We start from the raw sequence: 23521 nt of genomic DNA, 5'->3' as shown, positions 1-23521 counted from the left end.
CAGGACTCTGCATTTTATTTAATTTTCTCTTCTTCGTAGTCGCCATTACTACATACAATCTGTTTGCCACCACCACGGACTTTTTTCTCCACAAGGAAGTGTCCGCATTTTGGACAGTCACGGCCAATTGGTTTGTCCCAGGAAGTAAATTCACATTCTGGGTAACGATTGCAACCATAGAAGATACGATTACGCTTGGTTTTGCGTTCGATGATTTGTCCTTGATGACAGCTTGGACACTCGACACCAATCTCTTTGACAATCGCTTGTGTATGACGGCAATCTGGAAAATTGCTACAAGCATAGAATTTACCAAAACGACCGAGCTTAATCACCATTGGACTGCCACAAACTTCACAGTCAAATCCAGCTGGCTCATCCTTGATCTGGATTTTTTCCATTTCGAATTCAGCCTTGGCTACTTCTTTAGAGAATGGTTTGTAAAAGGCGTCAATAACACGTTGCCACTGCTCTTTACCAACTTCGACATCATCCAGTTTTCCTTCCATCTCAGCTGTGAAGGTCACGTTTACGATATCTGGGAAGTATTCAACGATGAGTTTATTGACAATTTCTCCCAGTTCTGTCGGTTCAAAACGTTTAGCTGCCAGACGAACGTAGTAACGTTTTTGGATGGTTTCAATAGTCGGAGCGTAGGTTGACGGCCGTCCAACTCCATTTTCTTCCAAGGTCTTGATAAGAGTCGCTTCCGAATAGCGAGCAGGTGGTTGAGTGAAATGTTGTTCTGGCTTGCTATTGACCTGCTTGACTACATCTCCAACAGCCATATCTGGCAACATCTTGTTCTTGTCAGAGTCATTGTAGATAGCAAGATAACCATCAAACTTAACTTGGCTTCCATTCGCTGCAAACTGAACCCCATTTTGAGAGAGCTTAACAGCCATGGTATCAAATATAGCACCTGTCATCTGGCTGGCCACAAAACGGTTCCAGATAAGGGTATAGAGCTTAAGCTGGTCTTTGTCCAAGTACTTAGCGATGCTTTCAGGTGTGTTAAAGACACTAGATGGACGAATGGCTTCGTGGGCATCCTGAGCACCTGAGGCATTCTTGACCTTGCTACCATGCTTGGAATACTTGCTACCAAAACGGTCGTTAATGTAGCTTGCCGCTTCGTTCTGAGCCACAGGACTGATACGAGTCGAGTCTGTACGCATATAGGTAATCAAACCCTGCACACCTGATCCGATATTGATTCCTTCATAAAGCTGCTGGGCCACCATCATAGTCTTTCGAGTACGGAAATTGATTTTGTTAGCCGCATCCATCTGCATAGTTGAAGTCGTATAAGGTAGGGGCGTATTGCGTTTGCGCTCTTTCTTGTCTACCTGGTCAACAGTGAAATCTTTGCTAGTCAAATGGGACAAGACTTCTTTGACCTCTTCATTGGTGGTCAATTTCATCTTTTTGCCATTCATACCATAGAATGAAGCTTGAAATTGTTTGGTTCCCTTCTTAAAGACACCATCAATTGTCCAGTATTCTTCTGGTTGGAAGGCATTGATTTCATTTTCACGGTCAATGATGAGCTTAAGGGCAACAGACTGCACTCGCCCTGCTGATAAGCCCTTCTTGACCTTTTTCCACAAAATTGGCGAAATCGAATAGCCTACCAAGCGGTCCAAGACACGACGAGCTTGTTGGGCATCGACCAAGTCCATATCAATCTTGCGAGGTTCTTTAAAGGCATTTTTTACTGCGTCTTTGGTGATTTCATTAAAAACCACACGGTTGGCATCATTCTCATCCAAATCAAGGATATGAGCCAAATGCCAGGAAATCGCTTCTCCTTCACGGTCCGGGTCACTCGCCAGAAAGACTTTATTGGCCTTTTTAGCTTCTTTTTTCAAGTCATTGATGAGAGGACCTTTTCCACGGATATTGATATACTGCGGTTCATAGTTATTTTCAATGTCGACAGACATACTGGATTTTTTCAAATCACGGATATGCCCGACACTGGCTAAAACCTTGTAATTTCTGCCTAGATATTTCTCAATCGTTTTCGCTTTAGCAGGCGACTCCACGATGACTAGATTTTTTTTAACTGTTGATTTTTTCTTCTTTGTTGCCGTAGCCACACTATCACACCTTTTCAAAGTAATAAACTTTATAAAGTGTAAACCATTTTTCTATAGCTGTCAAGACCTAAGTCCTATATATAGAAGAAAAGTTTATCTGAGGGAACAAATTTCTCCTTAAAATTCAAACTCAGCCAGCACATCTTGACCGCTGGAAATCAGTTTTGCTCCCTCTTGAATCAGGTGGTGACAACCATCTGAATGGCCATCTAAAATGTTTCCTGGAATGGCAAAGACATCACGTCCTTCCTCCATAGCTCGCTCACAGGTAATGAGACTACCAGAACGCATCCTTGCCTCTGCAACGATCACACCACGGCAAAGGCCAGCAATGATGCGATTACGAGCTGGAAAGTGAAATTTCAAGGGTTCCTCACCAGGTCCGTATTCGCTAAGTACCAAATGGTGATTACCAATGTGTTCCTGCAAACGTTTATTGGCACGGGGGTAAAAAACATCCAATCCTGTTCCAATGACAGCAATCGTTCTTCCTCCATTCTGGAGTGCAGCCATATGGGCAGCCGTATCAATCCCTTTGGCCAAACCACTGACCACGATTAACTCGTTTTCCAAACCTTGAATGACTTTCTGAACCGACTTTGCTCCCTGACTAGAACATGAACGACTCCCTACAACAGCAACCTTTGGAAATTTCAACAGGTCTAGATTTCCTTTATAAAACAAGAGTGCTGGAGCATCATAAATTTCACTCAGATCCCAAGGATAACAGTCGTCTAGAATCGAAAAGGATGGAAATTTTTGGAACTCCTTCTCCAACTGAGCATCATCTATCTGGAAATAGCGTTCCATAAAAACAGCAGGATTACGACACCCCGATATTTCTGCAATATCACCTAGCAAGAGCTCCTGATCTACAGTCTCGTCATATTCAAGGACAGTTAAAATCTGTTGATTGGTCAAGCCAGCTTTTCTCAATTTGTAAATCTCATAGTTCGTAATCTTCATATACAACTCCATTTCTTTTTCTACTCATCTATCTATTCGTAAAAAAATAAAAAGAAGACCAAGGATCTTCTTTTTTTCATTTATTCAGCTTTAGCTTTAGTATTCGACCAGCTACTTTCAACCATCGGTAAGATTGTTTTTAAAGCTTCCCCATCCCCTTCAAGTGAAACATAGCGGATTTTACCATCATTTGATCGGAAAACCCAAGTAACTAGGTATTTCCCTGATTTAGCAATTGCATTTACAACATAGGCTTCATAACCTCCAATGGTCGATTTGGAGCCCCAAACCTTACTGAAATCAGAGCTTTGTTCTTTGGAAGTTAAAATACTAGATGAGACAGCCACAACATCCAGTTTAGCATATTCTTCTTCGCTGATATTAAATTGCTCAGCCTTGAAGGTATTCAGCGTAACAATGTTGATATCTGTTCCATCACTATACTGTATATCATTTCCACCTTCTACTTCATGGAATCGAACCCATGATTTGGGTACCTTGACAAAACCATACTCATTCGAGCCGATGATTTGAGTCTCTTCCTTTTTCGATTCAGAAACGGCAGAGCTAGAGCCACTCGTTTCCTGACTGCTAGAAGAACTAACAACCGCAGTCGTACTTTCTTCGGTTGCTGTTTGTGATTTATTGGAGCATGAAGCTAGAAAAATACTAGCAGTAACTACAGTACCTAAAATTAATAATTTTTTCATCCTACCACCTTTCCATCTGCATTATAAGAAAAATAAGGACTTCTGTCAAATTTTAACCTAATCAATTCTGTTAGTTTCCGATTTTATCACTCTCATTTAAAGAAAAAACTCTTGAAAAATCTTCAAGAGTTTTGTTTTCTATTTCTATTCTTCATCCATGCTTAAGACGCTAAGGAAGGCTTCTTGTGGGACTTCTACTGATCCGATAGCTTTCATGCGTTTCTTACCAGCTTTTTGTTTTTCAAGAAGTTTACGCTTACGAGAAACGTCACCACCATAACACTTGGCAAGTACGTTTTTACGAAGGGCCTTGATATCCGTACGAGCCACAATTTTGTGTCCAATAGCTGCTTGAATCGGCACTTCAAATTGTTGGCGAGGGATGATTTTCTTGAGCTTATCAACGATGAGTTTCCCACGTTCGTAGGCAAAGTCCTTGTGAACGATAAAGCTAAGGGCGTCCACCTTGTCTCCATTGAGAAGGATATCCATTTTGACCAGTTTAGATGGGCGATACTCTGACAATTCGTAGTCAAAGCTTGCATAACCACGTGTCGAAGACTTGAGCTTATCAAAAAAGTCAAAGACGATTTCAGCAAGTGGAATTTGATAGATAACATTGACACGATTATCATCAATATAGTCCATGGTCACAAAATCCCCACGCTTGCGCTGAGCCAGTTCCATCACTGCTCCGACAAACTCCTGCGGTACCATGATTTGCGCCTTGACATACGGTTCTTCAATAGTCGCAATCTTGGTTGGATCTGGAAATTCAGAGGGGTTAGACACATCCATAGATTCACCGTCAGTTTGGTTAACCTTGTAAATAACAGACGGAGCTGTCATGATGAGGTCAATATTGAACTCACGTTCTAAACGCTCTTGAATAACATCCATATGGAGAAGTCCAAGGAATCCACAACGGAAACCAAATCCAAGCGCCTGAGATGTTTCTGGTTCAAACTGCAAGCTAGCATCGTTGAGCTGCAATTTTTCAAGGGCTTCACGAAGGTCATTGTACTTGTTTGATTCGATTGGATAAAGACCCGCAAAGACCATAGGATTCATCTGCTTGTATCCATCTAGCGGTTCTGCTGCTGGATTGCTTGCTAGAGTAACTGTATCACCCACACGGGTATCTTGAACCGTTTTGATAGAAGCCGCAATATAACCAACGTCACCAGTCGCAAGAAAATCACGACCAACTGCTTTCGGCGTGAAAATACCGACCTCCGTCACATCAAAGGTCTTGCCATTGCTCATGAGCTGAATCTTATCGCCAGGTTTAACCACTCCGTCCATAACACGCACTTGGAGGATAACCCCACGATAGGCATCATAAACTGAGTCGAAAATCAAGGCTTTTAATGGAGCTGCAACATCACCCGTTGGTGCTGGCACTTTTTCAACGATCTGCTCAAGAATTTCTTCAATACCAATACCAGCTTTGGCTGAAGCTAAGACTGCTTCGCTGGCATCCAGTCCGATGACATCCTCAATCTCTGTACGAACACGCTCTGGATCAGCTGCTGGAAGGTCAATCTTGTTAATGACTGGCAGAATTTCCAAATCATTGTCCAAGGCTAGATAAACGTTAGCAAGAGTTTGAGCTTCAATCCCTTGAGCCGCATCAACCACCAAAATCGCTCCTTCACAGGCAGCTAGCGAACGCGACACTTCATAGGTAAAGTCCACGTGTCCTGGTGTATCAATCAAGTGGAAAATATAGGTTTCGCCATCTTTTGCAGTGTAATTGAGCTCAATGGCATTGAGTTTAATGGTAATCCCACGTTCACGCTCAAGATCCATACTATCTAGAAGTTGGGCTTGCATTTCACGACTAGAAACGGTCTCCGTCTTTTCCAAAATGCGGTCTGCTAGGGTTGATTTCCCATGGTCAATATGGGCGATAATAGAGAAGTTCCGAATCTTCTCCTGTCGTTTCTTCAATTCTTCTAAGTTCATGATGCTCTTCCTTTCAGGGTATCTATTAATTATAAATTGTTTTTAACATTTTGACAAGACCATACCCTGCTAGGAGTACTAATCTTCGGCAATAAAACCATCATTTTCGATAAAGTGGTGTTCGGTCATTCCTTGGTCTGTAAAGACGATTCCATGAAGGACACCACCATAAACAGCTCCTCCATCCATGCCAATCTTGCCATCTTCTGTCATCCAAAGCTCAGCAGTACCTCGGTCTTGCTTTAGCAAACCATAAACTGGTGTATGCCCAAAGACAATGATTTTCCCAGTATGATTTTCGGCTTCGTGGAATGGCTTTCTGAGCCAGACTTTCTTGTAATCAGTCGTTTCATGCCAATCATCCAAGGTCAAATCAATACCTGCGTGAACAAAGATATATTTGTCTGTCTCTACCACAAATGGCATTTGACGAATAAATTCGACCAAGTCTGCCGCTTCAGTCGCAACACGCTTGGCATCTTCTACGCCATCAACTGGTGCATCCAAGGGACGACCTAAAATTGAGTTAATGGTTGTATCACCACCATTGCGACGATAATGGTCATAGCTTTCTTCTGGGTCATCAAGCCAAGTCAGAAACATATACTCATGGTTACCTGATAAACAAATAGCTCCTTGATTGTCGACCAAGTCTTTGACCATCTCTAGAACACGGCGACTGTCTTCACCTCGGTCAATCAAATCCCCTAGAAAGAGCAACTGAGTTTGACCATCCCAGGTCTTGAGCAGATCTTCTAGCATACCTGCCTTTCCGTGAACATCTCCAATTACATAATAGTCTGTCATTTATTTCATCCTCGTTTGCAATAATTCTCTGGCTTGGGTAAGGGCAGCTTCGGTTACATTTTCCCCAGCCAACATCTTAGCTACTTCCTCTACTCGCTCTTCTAAAGTCAAAAGGCGAACCGTCGACACCGTTGAGTGCTCATCGCTAATCTTCTCAATAAAGAATTGATAATCCGCGATGGCAATCACTTGTGGAAGGTGAGAAATAGCAAGAACCTGACCATGCTGACCAATCTTATGAATCTTTTGAGCAATGGCTTGGGCCACACGACCTGAAACTCCCGTATCCACCTCATCAAAGACAATACTAGTCTTACCTTCTTTGCGAGAAAAGGCGGATTTAATAGCTAGCATGAGGCGGGATAATTCCCCACCAGATGCAACTTTGACCAAAGGCTTAAAGTCCTCACCTGGGTTGGTGGAAATGTAAAATTCGACTGCTTCATTTCCTTCACGGCTGAACTTACTCTTACTAAAGCGAACCTGAAATTGAGCCTTCTCCATATAGAGATCTTGCAGTTCTTGTTTAATCTCTGCCTCAAGCTGCTGGGCCAAATCATGGCGAGCAGATGCAAGCTGACCTGCCAAATCAACAAGATTAACTTCCAATTTCTTGAGTTCTGCTTCCATATCTTCGGAAGAAAGATTATTTCCAGTCAAGAGATTGTACTCTTCCGTAATCTTGGCAAAATAAAGCAAAACATCGTCCACAGTTCCACCGTACTTGCGTGTAATAGTATTTATAAGGTCTAAGCGATTTTCAACCTGCATGAGACGATTGCCATCAAAATCCAAGTCCTCAATAATATCTTCCAAACGCTTTGTAATATCTTCTAAAACATAGTAGGTCTCAGACAGAGAACTTGAAATTTCACGGTATTCAGGGTCATATTCTTCAACACTTTCCATGTCATTCATGGCTGAACGGACATTAGCAAGACTGGAGAATTCCTCATTGTCCAGCATACTGTAGGCATTGGTTAGCGTATCCGCAATATTTTTATGATTGAGGAGTTTATCTCGTTCTTGGTTGAGAGCTAAGTCTTCACCAGCCTGTAAGTTCGCTGCCTCAATCTCTGCCATTTGAAATTCCAACATCTCAATACGAGCCTTATGTTCCTGCTGGTTTTTCTTGACTTCCAAAACCTGCTTGCGCATTTTGCGATAGGCATCAAAGTTCGTCTGATAGGTCTCCTTCAAGTCCAAGAAAGCAGCATCACCAAACTCATCCAACATCTGGATATGCAGTTGAGGACGCATTAACTCTTCTTGGTCATGCTGACCATGGATATCTACAAGATGTTGCCCTATAGCACGCAAGACAGAAAGATTGACCATCTGACCATTCACGCGACTAACACTACGACCGTTTTGCAGAATTTCACGCCGGATGATGATCTCATCGCCCAATTCTAAACCTTGCTCATCAAAAAGTTCCTGTAAAAGGCGACTATTTTCAACCGAGAAAAGCCCCTCTATCTCTGCCTTAGGAGCACCGTGACGAATAACATCTGTCGTTGCTCGAGCCCCCAACATGAGATTCATAGCGTCGATAATAATAGACTTTCCAGCACCCGTTTCCCCGGTTAAAACAGTCATACCCTTTTCAAAATTGAGCGAAATCGCCTCAATAATGGCAAAGTTTTTTATCGAAATTTCAAGTAACATACTGACCTACCATTTTTTGACTTGTTCAACAATTTCCTCAGCTGCCTCTGTTGTTCTAGCTACAATTAAGATAGAATCATCATCAGCTAGACAGCTAAAAATCTGTTCAGAGAATGCCTCAACCAACTGACTCTTCACAAAAATAGTATTTCCAGGAATGACAGCAAGGTTGATCATATTTCCCATTAACTCAGAACTCACAATATTGTCCTCAGCCAACTGCAAACTTTTGACGATTGATTTTGGCAACTCATAGATATAGGTGTTGTTCTTCAAAGGAATTTTAACAATCCCAAGCTCCTTGATGTCCCTTGAGACAGTGGCTTGCGTAGCAGAAATACCTGCTTCCTTCAAATGCTCAACGATTTCTTCCTGAGTCCCGATCTGATAATCCGTAACAAATCTTCTAATTTTTTCAAGTCTCTCTTTTTTATTCATCTTTAAATTCTCTATGTGCTCTCTCTACAACTTTTTCTATTTCAGGGGCAACTTGGTTACTTGCTCCCTCTTCCTTTTTCAAATATGCCAGAAATTCGATGTTTCCATGTCCACCTTGGATTGGTGAATAGTCTAATCCAAGAACTGAAAAACCTTGTTCAACTGCCCTAGCAGTGACAGATTCAAGGACAGTTTGATGAACCTTAGCATCTCGAATGATTCCATTTTTCCCAATCTGCTCACGACCTGCTTCAAACTGGGGTTTGACAAGTGCCACAACCTGCCCTTGATCTGCCAAGACACGATGCAAGGCTGGCAAGATTAGACTGAGGGAAATGAAACTCACATCAATACTGGCAAAGCTCGGTGCCTGCTCAAAATCAGTCTTTTCAGCATAACGAAAATTAAACTGCTCCATACTGACAACCCGCGGGTCTTGACGTAATTTCCAAGCCAACTGATTGGTGCCAACATCGACTGCAAAGACTAACTCAGCACCATTTTGCAACATGACGTCAGTAAATCCTCCAGTGGAGGCCCCAATATCAATCGTTGTCGCTCCCTCCACTGACAAATCAAATACCTGCAAGGCTTTCTCCAGTTTTAGACCACCACGACTGACATACTTGAGTTTTTCACCCTTGAGTTTTAGCTCAGTATCATCTGGGATTTTCTCTCCTGGTTTGTCAAAGCGTTCTCCATTCAGGACTGCTACGACTAGTCCAGCCATGACGCCGCGCTTGGCCTGTTCTCGTGTTTCAAACAAGCCCTGTTTATAAGCTAGTACATCCACTCTTTCCTTAGCCATTGATTCTCAAACTTTCTACTACTTTCACAATCGGCTCTGTTTCAAAGCTGACTTGCTGGGAAATTTCTTCTAATTTAGCCTCGGCTTGATCCAAAGTTTGGTTACAAAAGGCAGTCGCCTCCTCCAAGCCCAACAAGGCTGGATAGGTCGACTTTTCTGCCTGCAAATCCTTTTGTGGTGTCTTGCCGATTTCCTCAAAACTAGCGGTCACATCCAGCACATCATCTCTGACTTGAAAGGCCAGCCCAATCAATTCACCCACAGTTTTCAGTTTTGCTTGGATTTCAGGCGCTAATTCTGCTATGATAGCGGCGGCTTGGAAAGGATAGGCTAGTAATTTTCCAGTTTTATTGGCATGAATGGTCTGGAGTTCTTCCAAGGACAAATGCTGGTGTTCGCCTTCCATATCTAAAACCTGCCCTGCAACCATGCCTAGACTTCCTGAAGCAAGGGATAAGTTGGCAATCAAATCCACCTTGATCTGACTTGGCAAATCCGCCTGCGCTATTAAGGCGTAAGGATCTAGGAACAAGGCATCTCCTGCCAAAATTGCCATCGCTTCACCGAATTTCTTATGATTGGTCAAGCGTCCACGACGATAATCGTCGTCATCCATAGCAGGAAGATCATCATGAATCAAGCTCCCTGTATGAATCATTTCCAAGGCCGCAGCTACCTGTGCATGCGCTGGTCTAATAGCAACATGCAAGGCTTCCAAAATCTCTAACAAGAGAAAAGGTCGAATACGCTTGCCACCAGCATGAATGGAATAGAGAATGGACTCTCGCAAACTAGAGGCAAACTGCTGGTCTCCATAAAAATTTTCCAAGGCAGACTCGACAAGAGCTAATTTTTCTTGCTTCTTCATTCAAAATCACTTTCTGTCCCGTCTTCTTGCATGACCTTAACCAAGGTCTTTTCAGCCTTGTCCAGCGTCGCTTGGAGCTCTTTTGACAAGACCATTCCCTTTTGAAAGGCCGCAATCGCATCTTCTAGGGCGATTTCGCCATTTTCTAAACTTTGGACAATTGTCTCCAGTTCTGCTAGTTTTTCCTCAAATTTCTTTTGTTTTGACATCTTTAACCTCTAATTCTACTTGACCATCTCGCATCAAAAGCGTCACTTGGTCTTTTTTATTCAACATCTCAACCGAATCTACTACTGACTCTTCTTTTTTGACAATTGCATAACCACGCGCCACGATTCGACTGGTATCCAACATCAGTAGAGCTTCTGAAAGTCTCTTGACTTCAGCAACCTTGGCATCATAAACCAGCGCCATTTGGCTACGTAGGAGCTTGTCCAACTGACCTAAACGGTCTTGATAACGCTGGATTTTGGTTATAGGTGATAATTGGACTAGTTGATGCGTCCTTGCTTGGACTAGCTGTTTATTATCAGAAATCCGTGTTCGCAAACTTTGTTTTAATCGCAGTTGTAGTTGATCTAACCGTTGCAAATATCCATCGTACAAGCGCTCTGGCTGTCTAAAGATGACTGACTGACTGCATTTTTTCAGAGCTTCTTGTTTCTTAGATAGGACATTTCGGACTGCTGTTGCCATTCGTTTTTCTTGATTTTGTAAATGGCTCAAGAGATCCAACTTGGTCACAGGCGTTGCCAATTCAGCCGCAGCTGTTGGCGTCGCAGCACGACGATCGGCCACAAAGTCCGCCAAGGTCACATCTGTCTCATGCCCAACACTAGAAATAACTGGCAAACGAGATTCAAAAATAGCCCGTACCACAATCTCTTCGTTAAAGGCCCAGAGATCCTCGATGGAACCACCACCGCGACCAATGATGAGAACATCTAGGTCCTCACGTTGATTGGCACGCGCAATATTTCGAGCAATTTCCTCCGCAGCTCCATCACCTTGCACCTTAGTCGGATAGAGAAGAATGCCAACACCTGGAAAGCGTCTGCTGACGGTCGTGATAATATCTCGAATAACAGCTCCACTGCGACTGGTTACCACACCGATTCGCTTAGCAAACTGGGGAAGAGGTTGCTTGAATCTCTCTTGAAATAGACCTTCTTCCGTCAATTTTTTCTTAAGTTGTTCAAACTGAATCGCTAGCGCCCCAACCCCATCAGGCTCAGCTTTTTCAATGATGATAGAGTAACTACCGCTTGGTTCATAGACCTGCACACGCCCAATTACATTGATCTTCATTCCTTCTTCCAGGTCGAAACCTAATTTTTGATAAATCCCTGACCAGATGGTCGCTTGAATAACTGCATGGTCATCTTTTAAGGAGAAATATTGGTGAGTAGGTCGTTTACGAAAGTTGGAAACTTGACCAGTTAAATAGACCCGTTCCAAGTAAGGGTCTTTATCGAATTTCATTTTCAGATACTTGGTCAAAGTTGTTACCGATAAATACTTTTCCATCTCCACCTACTATTCATTTTCTTGCTTTTCCATGGGTATTATTATACCAAAAACATGCTTAAAAATCACCTTTTTCCTACTGAAACTAAAGGAAAAATAGAAAAAGGAGGCTAGGCCTCCTCATCTGATTATTTACTGTTTCGCGCTTCTTCCAAAATCTTAGAAATTTTGGTGGTCAAAAGGTCGATAGCAACTGTATTGCTAACCCCTTCAGGAATGACGAGATCCGCATAACGCTTGGTCGGCTCGATAAACTGGTGATACATAGGTTTAACTACACCTAAGTACTGGTCAATAACGCTATCTAAACTACGGCCACGCTCTTCCATATCACGCTTGATCCGACGAATAATACGCACATCATCATCTGTATCCACAAAAATCTTGATATCCATCAAATCGCGCAGGCGCTTGTCCTCCAAGACCAAAATCCCCTCAACGATAAAGACATCTTGAGGCTCCTGACGATAGGTCTTGCTACTCCGTGTATGCGCTGTATAGTCATAAGTCGGGATGTCCACCGGACGCCCTGCCAACAATTCCTTAATCTGCTCAATCATCAAGTCTGTATCAAAGGCAAATGGATGGTCGTAGTTGGTTTTGACACGCTCTTCAAAGGTCAAGTGAGACTGATCCTTGTAGTAAGAATCATGCTCAATCATGGAAATCTTTTCATCAGGAAAATGCGATAAAATGGCTCTTGAAACACTGGTCTTACCACCACCAGAACCACCTGTCACTCCGATAATGATTGGTCTATTTTGCATGCTATCCTCCGTTTTTTTATCCGACGTCTATTTTATCACATTTTTTACAAAATTTATAGTCTGATTTTGGATAGATTATGGATAACAATTCTAATACTTTCACTCCAGTTAGACTAGCCGAAAACCTTCCTTGGTTTGTAGAGATTGCCTCTTTTTTCTAAAATGGCTAGCAATTTATCCCCCTCAAAGGCAGCCAATTCTTGGTCTGTTTGGTCTAACTCAATAAAACGACCAAATCGCACTTCTGTAGCCTCTTCTGGACTTAGGAAAACTTTAACAAGATCCCCCGTACCAATCTCTAGAGGATGGAGAAAGTCCAGTTGACCAGCCTCCACTTTTGCAGCAATTTCATTCAAAGTCAAGGCATCTTCTAACTGTAAACCTGCTGCACTCGTCCGAGTCAAATGGGACATATGGGCCGCATAACCCAGCTTCTCTCCCAAATCAACTGACAAGGTACGGATATAAGTCCCCTTACTACATTTCACACGAAATGTAAAACGTGCGAGGTGATCCTCATAAGAAATCGGACTAGTCCGCTCAAATTGATAAATAGCCACCTGACGTTCTGGACGCTCCACTTCCTGACCAGCACGCGCATACTCATAGAGCTTGCGACCATTGACCTTGACAGCCGAGTACATCGGTGGAATCTGAGTGATAGGCCCAGTCAGACTAGCAATCGCTTCATCGACAATGGTTTCATCCAAGAGCGACAAAACAGGAGTCTCTGCGACCACTTCTCCGCTGGCATCCTCAGTCGTCGTTGAATAACCAAGAGTGATTTCCCCCTCATAGACCTTACCCTCATCCTGCATAAACTCGACCATGCGTGTCGCCTTACCCACCGCAATAGGCAAAACACCCACCACATCTGGATCCAAGGTCCCACCATGACCAATCTTCTTGGTTCCCAAAATCTTGCGCAGCTTAAAAACCGCATCGTGCGAGGTCATCCCCGCTTCTTTTTTTAAGTTGATAATACCGTTCATGTGTTGTTTCTAATTTCCCTTTCACTTCTATTCCTCATTGTTTAAATCAATTTTTTTAATATCATATAAATCCTCAGAGTAAAATGGTTTACCCGACTCAATTGGTAAAATATATTCAAAATTATCATCCTTTTCAAGTTGCTTATATTTTCCATTAACAACCAAAAAGTAGTCAGCATTTATGTTGTAATATCCATCTGGAAAGCTTGAAAAATCAATATCTCCTAGTTCCAATAGGTTGATTTTGCTAAGTGTTAAATGCAAGCAAAGTGCTCCCTCCTTCATAAAGTCTTTAACAGAAAGAGTCGCATATCCTCTAAAAGCTTGTTTTTCTTTACTGAATGAATTTTGATTTTGAAGAGCCTTTTCTTTTATTAAAGGAGTTATCCTATATGAATTTGATATTTTAAAACCAGGGCTAGCTAATGGCTGTTCTTTATCATCAATAACTACTAAATCATATCCTTTCTTTTGTATTGCACTTTCTACAGCTGATTTAAAATCATTCAGAACTGTCTGAGCTTCTTGGCTTGATGCAGAAAGCCTCAAGAATTCTTTAAAACCATAATTCTCATTAATGAAACTGACCTGTGTTAATTTTTGACGAATGTACTTAGCACCTACTTGGATAGTCATTCCATTATCCGATACTTCAAAAATACTAATATCTGAAACATTACTATCTATTTCTACTCTTTTAAGAGCAACATCATAATTCATTCCCCTAGAAGAATAAAACTCTTTTAATTGTTGAACTTTAGCATTATTTCTAAAGTGGGTTTGAATTGTATTTCCTATAAGTGGAGAAAAAATCCCAATCAAAAATAGAATAAGTAACTTACGACTTAATTTTGGATTATAGTCTTCCTTTTGATAAATCCAATCTAAATACGGAAATAAAAATAATGAAAAAATGAAACTCCAAAGGTCAATATCTTTTATAAAGTCAAAGGAAACAATCATTTTAAATCTTAGCAAAAACATCAGAAAAATTGCTAAAAAAATATTTCCAATCAATAGGAAAGCAATGGAGCGTTTCGATTCATTTTTTGCTTTTCGCACATAAGATATCCCCACCAAAAGATTAGCCAAAAAACTAATTCCATAACCGAATATAGTTGGAATAAATCCAAAAATAGCAAAGAATAAATTATATCTTGAGTCAGTATCGCCTACGCCTTCAATATTTAAAAGACCATATAGGAGATTAAGAAAAAATACAACTAATGGTAAATAAGCAATATAAATTTCCGAGAATTTCAAAGATTTTTTCATAGGAACTCCTGTTTTTAAGGTAATCTCACTCGCCCTTCAGCGCTTCAAATTTCGCTTTCATAGTTGGATTTTTTCGGGTCAATTTTTTAACTGAAACATCTTCCAATTTGTTATTAGCGAGACGGAGTTGGTTTTCGGATGTGGTTAGGAATTTCTTAACCTCTTCCATGCGTTTGATAGCCTTGTCGATTTCATCGATAGCTTTACCAAAGTTGGTCGAAGCGGAGTTATAGTTCTTGGCAAAAGCTACTTTAAAGGCATCCAAGTCTTCCTCAAAATGTGTAATATCGATATTTTGCTCTCGAACCAAGGCCAACTCTTGTTTGTATTTTAGGGAATTAAGCGCCGCATTTCGCAAGAGACCAATCAACTGGATAAAGAACTGAGGACGAACCACATACATCTTTTCATACTCGTGGCTGACGTCAACAATCCCTGTGTTAAAGTAATCGTTATCGGCCTCAAGCATGGTCACCAAAACGGCATACTCACAGTTCTTCTCCCGACGGTCCTTGTCCAATTCCTTGTAAAAATCCGCATTCTTGTGCTTCTTCTCTGTTCCGTCCGCTTCATTTTTCATCTCAAACATGATGGAAATGAACTCTAGACCATTTTCATCAAAATCACGGAAGATAAAGTCTCCCTTAGATCCACGCGCAGAGACCTTGTTATCCTTCTCAAAGTAGGCATTTGGAAAGGCAAAACTACGAACCTTGTTAAACTCACTCTCTGCATACTGTTCCAAACTTTCCCCGATAGCTTTTGTGGATTGTTGGGCTTTGAAATTCTTGTAAAATTCGACTTGTTCACTGGCTGCCTTGAGCTGGGCTTCGTAATTTTGCTTAACAGAAGCCAAAGACAACTCATTTTCCTTTTCTTGCAAGAGGAGCTGGTTTTTGACCTGATCACGCTCTCTTTCTAAATCAGAAAGGGTCTTTTGCAGTTGATTTTCATGCTCCAAACGCAAGGTGGCCAATTGGTTTTCCAAGGCCTGTAGTTCCTTGTCCTTTGCCAATAAAGCCTGATGACTTGTCTGTTCAACTTCTTTCTTGGCCAACTCTTTCTCTGTATCAAAGTTTTGGATTTGACTCTGCAGTTGCGCAATTTCTTGGTCTTTTTGAGCCAGTTTAGTCTGTTGCTCATTCATAGCCTTTTGCTCAGCCAAGGCCAGCTCCTGCTTCATGCGATCGTGTAATTCCTTATCAAACTCAGCTGTTCTCACTTGGGATAAAAGTTCAGCATACTGGCTCTCATTTACTGTAAAGACTTCCCCACAGTTGGGACATTTGATTTCGTTCATATCTTTCCTCTTTCTAGACTTCTCTAACCATTATATCATGCCTGAGGGAAAATCAAAAACAGTGAGTCGAAACCCACTGTTTATATCTTTTACTTTAAATTTTTTCCAAGGCCAAGCGCAAATCTTCAATCAAATCCTCTACATTTTCAAGACCGATTGACAAGCGGATTTGGTTTGGTGTGACACCTGCTGCTTCTAGATCTTTTTCTGACAACTGACCGTGAGTGGTTGTCGCTGGATGAACAACAAGCGATTTGGCATCTGCAACGTTCGCAAGGTCAGAGAAGATTTCCAAATTATCAATTACTTTACGAGCTTCTGCCTCTCCACCTTTGACATGGAAGGTAAAGATTGAACCCACACCTTTTGGCAAATATTTCTCAGCCAAGGCATGATATGGACTGTCAGCTAGTTTTGGATAATTTACCTTCTCTACCTTAGGATGGTTGACAAGGAAATCAACAATTTTCTCTGCATTTTGCACATGGCGTTCCACACGAAGAGAGAGAGTTTCAAGTCCCTGGAGCAAGAGAAAGGCGTTAAATGGCGACAAGGCCGCACCTGTATCACGGAGCAATTGAACACGAACAGCGATAATAAAGGCTGCTGCACCCACATCACGAGTATAGCTCAAGTTGTGGTAGCTAGGATCTTCCTCAACAAATTGAGGGAATTTTCCTGAAGCTGCCCAATCAAAACGACCACTGTCCACGATGACACCGCCAATAGTCGTACCATGTCCACCAATAAACTTAGTTGCTGAGTGAATGGCAATATCTACACCGTGAGAGAAGACGTTAATCAAATATGGTGTGGCAAAAGTATTGTCCGAAACGAGAGGAATCTGGTGTTTATGCGCAATCTCAGCCAATTTTTCCAAGTCAGGAATGTTAATCAAGGGATTCCCCAAGGTTTCAATCAAGACAAGCTTGGTATTGTCATTGATAGCTGCTTCCACTTCTTCCAAATTATCCACATCGACAAAGGTTGTTGTAATCCCATAACGAGGAAGGGTTTCCTTCAAGAGGTTGAAGGTCCCACCGTAAATAGTTGACGCAGCCACCACATGGTCACCTGCGTGAGCAAGCGCCAAAATAGTGTAGGTTACAGCAGCCATACCTGATGCGGTCGCTAGTGCTCCAACACCACCTTCAAGTGCAGCGATTCTTTCTTCAAATGCCGCTGTTGTAGGGTTTGTGATACGAGTATAAATGTTCCCTGGTTTTCTCAAGGCAAACAAATCAGCACCTTCTTGCGTGTCATCAAAAACGAAGGATGTTGTTTGATAAATCGGTACTGCACGAGACTTAGTTGCCGGATCAACTACTTGCCCAGCATGTAATTGTAGAGTTTCAAATTTAAAATCACGAGTCATAAGACGACCTCCAAATAGCTTCATTAGGGATATTGTATCATCTTGTGCTAGTCTTTTCCAATACCGTTTTTCTATATTTTGATATAAGGAACAACTATGACTAGTCTTACACATCAAACAAAAAAGCACGATTAACTCGTGCCCGTTTTTTAATCTACATAAGTATCTTCGTTTTTATTGAGGAAGGCGTAAGGCAAGCCCATCAAGAGACCTCCTCCGATAAAGTTCCCGACAAAGGTTACACCCCAGTGACGAAGAATATTAGGTATGTCAAAGTTAGCAATTGAATCAGCTGCAACACTGAACTTAACAATCGCAAAAGAAGCAAAATTCGCAGCAATGTGTTCGTTTGTTAAGAATACAAACATGTAAATTGCTGATAAGACAAGCCAAAGTTTGGCGCCACCGTCTTTCACCAAAACAAAGGAAAGAATGGCAATGTTTACAAAGATATTGGCTAAAATACCTTCAAGCAAGACTAGCTCATTGGAACGGCCTAACTTCATCTCTACAACCCCTGAAATGAAGCTATCATGTGTTAGATTTGCATAGGCTGCTGAGTGAGCAAAGCCCCAACCTGCTATCAAGGCTCCGATAAGGTTGAACAAGGTACAGTAAAGCAAAATCTCAGCTGTTTTTCTCCATGAGATTTTTTTCAAGAAACTACCAGCTGTCAAAAACATCATATTCGAAGTTACCAGCTCAGCATTCAAGAAAACAATGTAGGCCAATCCCCAAGCAAAAACAAATGGGAAGAGGAAACGTCCACTACCTGGTGCGATTTTATTTATCAAGTCAGCACCAACCGCACCTGCAGCCGTGCTAAATGTTAAAAAGGCACCTGCAAACATGGAACGAATCGCATACTTAAACTTACTTTGGCTATAAAGACTTTCTTTCTTCTTGCAAGCAAATTCAATCTTTGAAATAAATTCTGAAGAGACCATAAAAAACTCCTAAACTTTTATTTGTGATAATTATAACATAATTCTTGTTTTCTAGAAAGCGTTTTCCGTAAATTTCTAAAATATTTATCTTAAAAATCTATATCGTAAGGCTTACAAACCTTTTTCATAAGAACTATTTTGATTCTATTTATTCATATAAAAAACCAGTGAAATAGCACTTCACTGGTTCATTCTTAATATCGTTGTCTATACGGTTGATTAAAGGCCTTCAAAATATCCTCAGAAGTCTCAGAATAAGCTTTTGATTCTTTAAAGATACCTTTGACGATTATACGCTCGGTTTCATCATAATCAACACAAGTAACCAAAGTAATCTCCTGCACACCAATACGATCATCGATTTCATCTACACGGTCTGGTGTAACACGTTTTACTTCTGTAATCTCATAAGTATAAACTTTATCCTTATCCGTCAGATAAATTTTCATACCCGCTTTGGCATTGACCAAAGGTGAGAAAAGCATTTGACTGGCATTTTCAGCAGTAAAGATATGGTGACTTGCTAGAGAATAGTTGCCTTCTCCCATTTTTTGATCTGGTTTCATGGTCCCTGCTCCGTAGAACAGGTTTACATTGTCCAAACCTTTAAAAATCGGTAAGTTAATCTCCACTTCGGGAATAGCAATACCTCCAATAACGGGAAGTTTCTGAGCATCCCATTGTGAAGCCAATACAGCTTCGGATGAAATAGACTTAACAGAGTCAAAATCAAAATTCCCTTCGGTTTTTAGATTTTCATCTATATTTTCCTTAGTGACTTGATTGACTTGGTATTTATTGGTATTCCAGACCAAAAAGATATCGCGAATCTTTGAATTAAAAATTAAAGCTAGCGATAAAAGAATTAAGAAACCTGCTAAAATATTAATAAATAGATTTCTGCGCTTATTCTTCTTATTTTTCGTTTTTTTATGAGACATTATGCTTCACCTTCTGTTTCAATTTCAGTCCCAACTTCTTCTTTTTCTGCCGCAGCAACCGTTGTAAAGGTCACAATCTTAGCATCCTGATCTAGACGCATCACCTTAACTCCCATAGTTGAGCGTCCAGTTTGTGAAATATTGGCAACGTTAGTACGGATCATGACACCTGTATCTGTGATAATCATCAGGTCTTCATCTCCTTTAACAGTAAGAAGACCTGCCAGAGGACCATTCTTCTCAGCAACATTGGCTGTCTTCATCCCTTTACCACCACGGCCTTTAGTAGGATATTCAGTAGCAAGTGTACGTTTACCATATCCTTTTTCAGTGATGATAAGAACTTCGTCTTGGTTCGTAATCACGCTAGCACCAACTACTGTGTCCCCTTCACGAAGATTGACTCCTCGGACACCTGTCGCGATACGGCTCATGCCACGAACAGCTGATTGATTAAAGCGAACGGCATAACCAAACTTGGTACCTATGATAATATCCGTATCTTCTTCTGTCAGCAAGACATTAATCAATTCGTCTTCATCCTTAAGATTCAAAGCTTTAAGTCCATTTTGACGAATATTAGCGAACTCTTTGACACTGGTTCTCTTCACGACACCATGACGAGTTGTAAAGAAGAGATAAGCGTCATCACTACGTTCAGACTCAACGTTGATGATGGTCTGAATACTCTCACCTTCGTCCAACTTCAATAGATTGACAACTGGCAAGCCCTTAGCAGTACGACCGTATTCAGGGATTTCATAACCTTTCAGTCGGTATACGCGCCCTTTATTGGTAAAGAAGAGCAAATGATCATGGGTGCTGGTTGAAACCAACTCACGCACAAAGTCATCATCCTTAACTCCCGTACCTTGAACTCCACGGCCACCACGTTTTTGAGCAGTGAATTCACCTTGGTCCAAACGTTTGATATAGCCCTTATTAGAAAGGGTAATCAAGACATCCGTTTCTTCAATCAAATCTTCATCTTCAAGAGTTAAGACTTCTCCGATCATCAACTCCGTACGACGCTTGTCACCAAACTTGCGTTTGACTTCGTCCAATTCCTCTTTGATAATTTGCGCCACGCGCTCAGGTTTGGCAAGAATATCAGCCAAATCTGCAATCAAGGCAATCAATTCATCATATTCAGACTGAATCTTATCACGTTCCAATCCTGTCAAACGACGAAGACGCATATCAAGGATAGCTTGACTTTGACGTTCAGAAAGCTTGAACTTGTTCATCAACTCTGCTTGCGCTTCCGCATCCGTTTCACTAGCACGGATAATACGAATCACTTCATCAATGTGATCCAGAGCGATTAAAAGACCTTCTAAGATGTGCGCACGCGCTTCTGCTTTTTCCTTGTCAAAACGAGTACGGCGAACAACCACTTCTTTTTGGTGCTCGATATAAGCATCCAAAATTTGACGAAGGGACAAGATTTTTGGCACACCATTTTGAATCGCCAACATGTTGAAACCAAAGTTGGTTTGCATCTGGGTCATCTTGAAGAGGTTGTTAAGGATAACGTTGGCAGACGCGTCGCGTTTAACCTCGATTACAAAGCGAACTCCTTCACGGTTGGACTCATCACGTACGGCTGTAATGCCCTCAATTCGTTTTTCCTGAACCAAGCGAACAATATGCTCATGTACCTTGGTTTTATTAACCATATAAGGGAATTCCGTTACAACGATACGCTCACGACCCGTCTTAGTGGTTTCAATCTCTGTACGAGAACGAAGGACAATGGAACCTTTACCAGTCTCATAAGCCTTATGAATACCTGATTTCCCCATAACAAGAGCACCAGTCGGAAAATCTGGACCAGGCAAGACTTCCATCAAGTCCTTAGTCGTCACTTCAGGATTATCCATAACCAACTTCACTGCATCAATGGTTTCACCCAAGTTGTGAGGTGGAATATTGGTTGCCATCCCAACAGCGATACCCGTTGCTCCATTGACCAAAAGGTTTGGAAAACGAGCAGGCAAAACCAAGGGTTCACGTTCGTTAGCATCGTAGTTATCTACGAAATCAACAGTGTTTTTATTGATATCACGAAGCATTTCAAGAGCAATCTTGCTCATACGTGCCTCAGTGTACCGCTGCGCGGCAGCACCGTCCCCATCCATAGAACCAAAGTTTCCATGCCCATCAACAAGCATGTAACGGTAGCTCCACCACTGAGCCATACGAACCATGGCTTCGTAAATAGAGGAATCTCCGTGTGGGTGGTATTTACCCATAACATCCCCTGTAATACGGGCTGACTTTTTATGAGGTTTATCTGGTGTAACACCTAGTTCATTCATTCCGTATAGAATACGACGGTGAACAGGTTTTAAGCCATCTCGAACATCAGGAAGGGCCCGCGCGACGATAACGCTCATGGCGTAGTCGATAAAGCTGGTCTTCATCTCCTTTGTCAGATTGACATTCACTAAATTTCTATCCTGCATTCATAAATGCCTCATTTCACTATTAGTAATTAGATATATTATACCATAATTTGTCATTCATTTCAGTCTTTGAAAACCACTAAAACGTTTACATCAATAACCGAATAGAATATTCGTGACAAAGCTTTTTAAAAGTGATAGAATGAAAGTGTCTGGGGATTCCCCTAAAAAAAATGAAGGAGATGTTTAGATAATGACTTCAACTAAACAACACAAAAAAGTGATCCTTGTTGGTGACGGTGCCGTAGGTTCATCTTACGCTTTCGCACTTGTTAACCAAGGAATTGCACAAGAGCTTGGAATTATCGAAATTCCACAATTACACGAAAAAGCTGTTGGTGATGCGCTTGACCTTAGCCACGCCCTTGCCTTCACTTCACCTAAAAAAATCTACGCTGCTCAATACTCTGACTGTGCAGACGCTGACCTTGTTGTTATCACTGCAGGTGCTCCTCAAAAACCAGGTGAAACTCGCCTTGACCTTGTAGGTAAAAACTTGGCTATCAACAAATCAATCGTAACACAAGTTGTTGAATCAGGTTTCGATGGTATCTTCCTTGTTGCAGCTAACCCAGTTGACGTTTTGACTTACTCAACTTGGAAATTCTCTGGATTCCCTAAAGAACGTGTTATCGGTTCAGGTACTTCACTTGACTCAGCACGTTTCCGTCAAGCACTTGCTGAAAAATTGGATGTTGATGCTCGTTCCGTTCACGCCTACATCATGGGTGAACACGGAGATTCTGAGTTTGCGGTTTGGTCACATGCTAACATCGCTGGTGTAAACCTTGAGGAATTCCTTAAAGACACTCAAAACGTTCAAGAAGCTGAATTGATTGAATTGTTCGAAGGTGTTCGTGACGCTGCTTACACAATCATTAACAAAAAAGGAGCTACATACTACGGTATCGCAGTAGCACTTGCTCGTATCACAAAAGCAATCCTTGATGACGAAAATGCAGTACTTCCACTTTCAGTCTTCCAAGAAGGTCAATACGGTGTTAAAAACGTCTTTATCGGTCAACCAGCTGTTGTTGGTGCACACGGTATCGTTCGTCCAGTAAACATCCCATTGAACGACGCTGAAACTCAAAAAATGCAAGCATCAGCTAAAGAATTGCAAGCTATCATTGATGAAGCATGGAAAAACCCTGAATTCCAAGCAGCTTCTAAAAACTAATGAAAAGAAGGTTCTCATCCATGGGAACCTTTTTCTTTTTTCTTTTTGCCCCAAAAATACCCCAAAGCAACAAAAAAAACCTATCGACCAAGCAATGAAGCTTGATACAATAGATTTTTTGAAAATTCATTATTTAACAGCATCTTTAAGAGCTTTACCAGCTTTGAATGCTGGAACTTTAGAAGCTGCGATTTTGATTTCTTTACCAGTTTGTGGGTTGCGACCTTTACGTGCAGCACGCTCACGAACTTCAAAGTTACCGAAACCGATCAATTGAACTTTTTCACCAGCTGCAAGGTATTCAGTTACTGCTGCAAATACAGCGTCAACTGCTGCTGCTGAATCTTTCTTAGTCAATTCTGTAGCTTCTGCTACTTTAGCGATCAAATCTTGTTTGTTTGCCATGTTAACAAA

The 23521-nt window shown here is 41.4% G+C and carries 21 protein-coding genes; 1 reads left to right on the top strand and 20 read right to left on the bottom strand.

From position 1 onward, the window contains the following. Nucleotides 1-14: 14 nt before the first annotated feature. The 19 genes from topA to gyrA form a co-directional block, all read right to left on the bottom strand. Nucleotides 15-2102: a type I DNA topoisomerase gene (topA, locus tag HMPREF2885_RS06925; RefSeq protein ID WP_070657575.1), complete on the bottom strand. Its 2088-nt coding sequence runs from the start codon at nt 2100-2102 to the stop codon at nt 15-17. A gap of 117 nt (nt 2103-2219) precedes the next feature. After that, entirely contained in the window at nt 2220-3068 is an 849-nt protein-coding gene (gene dprA / locus HMPREF2885_RS06920) for a DNA-processing protein DprA (RefSeq protein WP_061586937.1), read from the bottom strand. 80 nt (nt 3069-3148) lie between these two features. After that, nucleotides 3149-3778, bottom strand: a complete 630-nt coding sequence (locus HMPREF2885_RS06915) for a hypothetical protein (RefSeq protein ID WP_070657573.1) — start codon at nt 3776-3778, stop codon at nt 3149-3151. 144 nt (nt 3779-3922) lie between these two features. After that, nucleotides 3923-5746 (bottom strand): translation elongation factor 4, encoded by a 1824-nt coding sequence (gene lepA / locus HMPREF2885_RS06910; RefSeq protein WP_001047193.1) that lies wholly within the window; start codon nt 5744-5746, stop codon nt 3923-3925. 78 nt (nt 5747-5824) lie between these two features. Beyond that, nucleotides 5825-6553: a metallophosphoesterase family protein gene (locus HMPREF2885_RS06905; protein WP_000133347.1), complete on the bottom strand. Its 729-nt coding sequence runs from the start codon at nt 6551-6553 to the stop codon at nt 5825-5827. Continuing rightward, the gene (gene recN / locus HMPREF2885_RS06900; protein WP_070657571.1) at nt 6554-8221 is read right to left on the bottom strand and encodes a DNA repair protein RecN; all 1668 of its coding nucleotides are present in this window, start codon (nt 8219-8221) and stop codon (nt 6554-6556) included. A 6-nt stretch (nt 8222-8227) separates the two neighbouring features. Next, nucleotides 8228-8659, bottom strand: coding sequence for an arginine repressor (locus tag HMPREF2885_RS06895; protein WP_070657569.1), 432 nt, complete (start codon nt 8657-8659; stop codon nt 8228-8230). Then, entirely contained in the window at nt 8652-9467 is an 816-nt protein-coding gene (locus tag HMPREF2885_RS06890; RefSeq protein WP_070657567.1) for a TlyA family RNA methyltransferase, read from the bottom strand. Before HMPREF2885_RS06890 ends, HMPREF2885_RS06895 begins: the two co-directional genes overlap by 8 nt. Then, nucleotides 9460-10335 (bottom strand): polyprenyl synthetase family protein, encoded by an 876-nt coding sequence (locus tag HMPREF2885_RS06885; RefSeq protein WP_070657565.1) that lies wholly within the window; start codon nt 10333-10335, stop codon nt 9460-9462. The genes HMPREF2885_RS06890 and HMPREF2885_RS06885 overlap by 8 nt, the downstream gene beginning before the upstream one ends. Further along, entirely contained in the window at nt 10332-10544 is a 213-nt protein-coding gene (locus HMPREF2885_RS06880; protein WP_070657563.1) for an exodeoxyribonuclease VII small subunit, read from the bottom strand. The genes HMPREF2885_RS06885 and HMPREF2885_RS06880 overlap by 4 nt, the downstream gene beginning before the upstream one ends. Next, nucleotides 10522-11862 carry an exodeoxyribonuclease VII large subunit gene (xseA, locus tag HMPREF2885_RS06875; protein ID WP_070657561.1) on the bottom strand — a complete coding sequence of 447 codons (1341 nt, stop codon included), beginning with the start codon at nt 11860-11862 and terminating at the stop codon, nt 10522-10524. The genes HMPREF2885_RS06880 and xseA overlap by 23 nt, the downstream gene beginning before the upstream one ends. Nucleotides 11863-11990: 128 nt before the next feature. Further along, entirely contained in the window at nt 11991-12629 is a 639-nt protein-coding gene (gene udk / locus HMPREF2885_RS06870) for a uridine kinase (RefSeq protein ID WP_049518807.1), read from the bottom strand. Between the two features lie 113 nt (nt 12630-12742). After that, complete coding sequence (gene truB, locus HMPREF2885_RS06865; protein WP_025168842.1) at nt 12743-13621, bottom strand: tRNA pseudouridine(55) synthase TruB; 879 nt, start codon at nt 13619-13621, stop codon at nt 12743-12745. Between the two features lie 27 nt (nt 13622-13648). Next, nucleotides 13649-14896 (bottom strand): glutamyl-tRNA amidotransferase, encoded by a 1248-nt coding sequence (locus HMPREF2885_RS06860; protein ID WP_070657559.1) that lies wholly within the window; start codon nt 14894-14896, stop codon nt 13649-13651. Nucleotides 14897-14921: 25 nt separating this feature from the next. Next, a complete protein-coding gene (locus HMPREF2885_RS06855) occupies nt 14922-16196 on the bottom strand; it encodes a DUF2130 domain-containing protein (RefSeq protein WP_049549804.1) in 1275 nt (424 codons plus the stop codon). A 94-nt stretch (nt 16197-16290) separates the two neighbouring features. Continuing rightward, complete coding sequence (locus tag HMPREF2885_RS06850; protein ID WP_000196319.1) at nt 16291-17571, bottom strand: O-acetylhomoserine aminocarboxypropyltransferase/cysteine synthase family protein; 1281 nt, start codon at nt 17569-17571, stop codon at nt 16291-16293. Between the two features lie 149 nt (nt 17572-17720). Then, a complete protein-coding gene (locus tag HMPREF2885_RS06845; protein WP_000254787.1) occupies nt 17721-18518 on the bottom strand; it encodes a formate/nitrite transporter family protein in 798 nt (265 codons plus the stop codon). Nucleotides 18519-18712: 194 nt separating this feature from the next. Then, nucleotides 18713-19459 (bottom strand): class A sortase, encoded by a 747-nt coding sequence (locus HMPREF2885_RS06840; RefSeq protein WP_000018505.1) that lies wholly within the window; start codon nt 19457-19459, stop codon nt 18713-18715. Beyond that, nucleotides 19459-21927: a DNA gyrase subunit A gene (gene gyrA / locus HMPREF2885_RS06835; RefSeq protein ID WP_049500360.1), complete on the bottom strand. Its 2469-nt coding sequence runs from the start codon at nt 21925-21927 to the stop codon at nt 19459-19461. The genes HMPREF2885_RS06840 and gyrA overlap by 1 nt, the downstream gene beginning before the upstream one ends. Before the next feature lie 193 nt (nt 21928-22120). Here gyrA and HMPREF2885_RS06830 point away from each other — a divergent pair, with 193 nt between their 5' ends. Continuing rightward, entirely contained in the window at nt 22121-23107 is a 987-nt protein-coding gene (locus HMPREF2885_RS06830) for an L-lactate dehydrogenase (RefSeq protein WP_000204722.1), read from the top strand. Between the two features lie 129 nt (nt 23108-23236). Here HMPREF2885_RS06830 and HMPREF2885_RS06825 read toward each other — a convergent pair whose 3' ends face one another. Beyond that, a complete protein-coding gene (locus HMPREF2885_RS06825; protein WP_001284636.1) occupies nt 23237-23512 on the bottom strand; it encodes an HU family DNA-binding protein in 276 nt (91 codons plus the stop codon). Nucleotides 23513-23521 lie beyond the last annotated feature (9 nt).

Origin of the sequence: Streptococcus sp. HMSC062H02 (genome assembly GCF_001813005.1) — a bacterium.
Taxonomy (GTDB): domain Bacteria; phylum Bacillota; class Bacilli; order Lactobacillales; family Streptococcaceae; genus Streptococcus; species Streptococcus oralis_S.
Note: the sequence above shows the minus strand (reverse complement) of the source record. Positions and strands in the feature narration are given on the sequence as shown.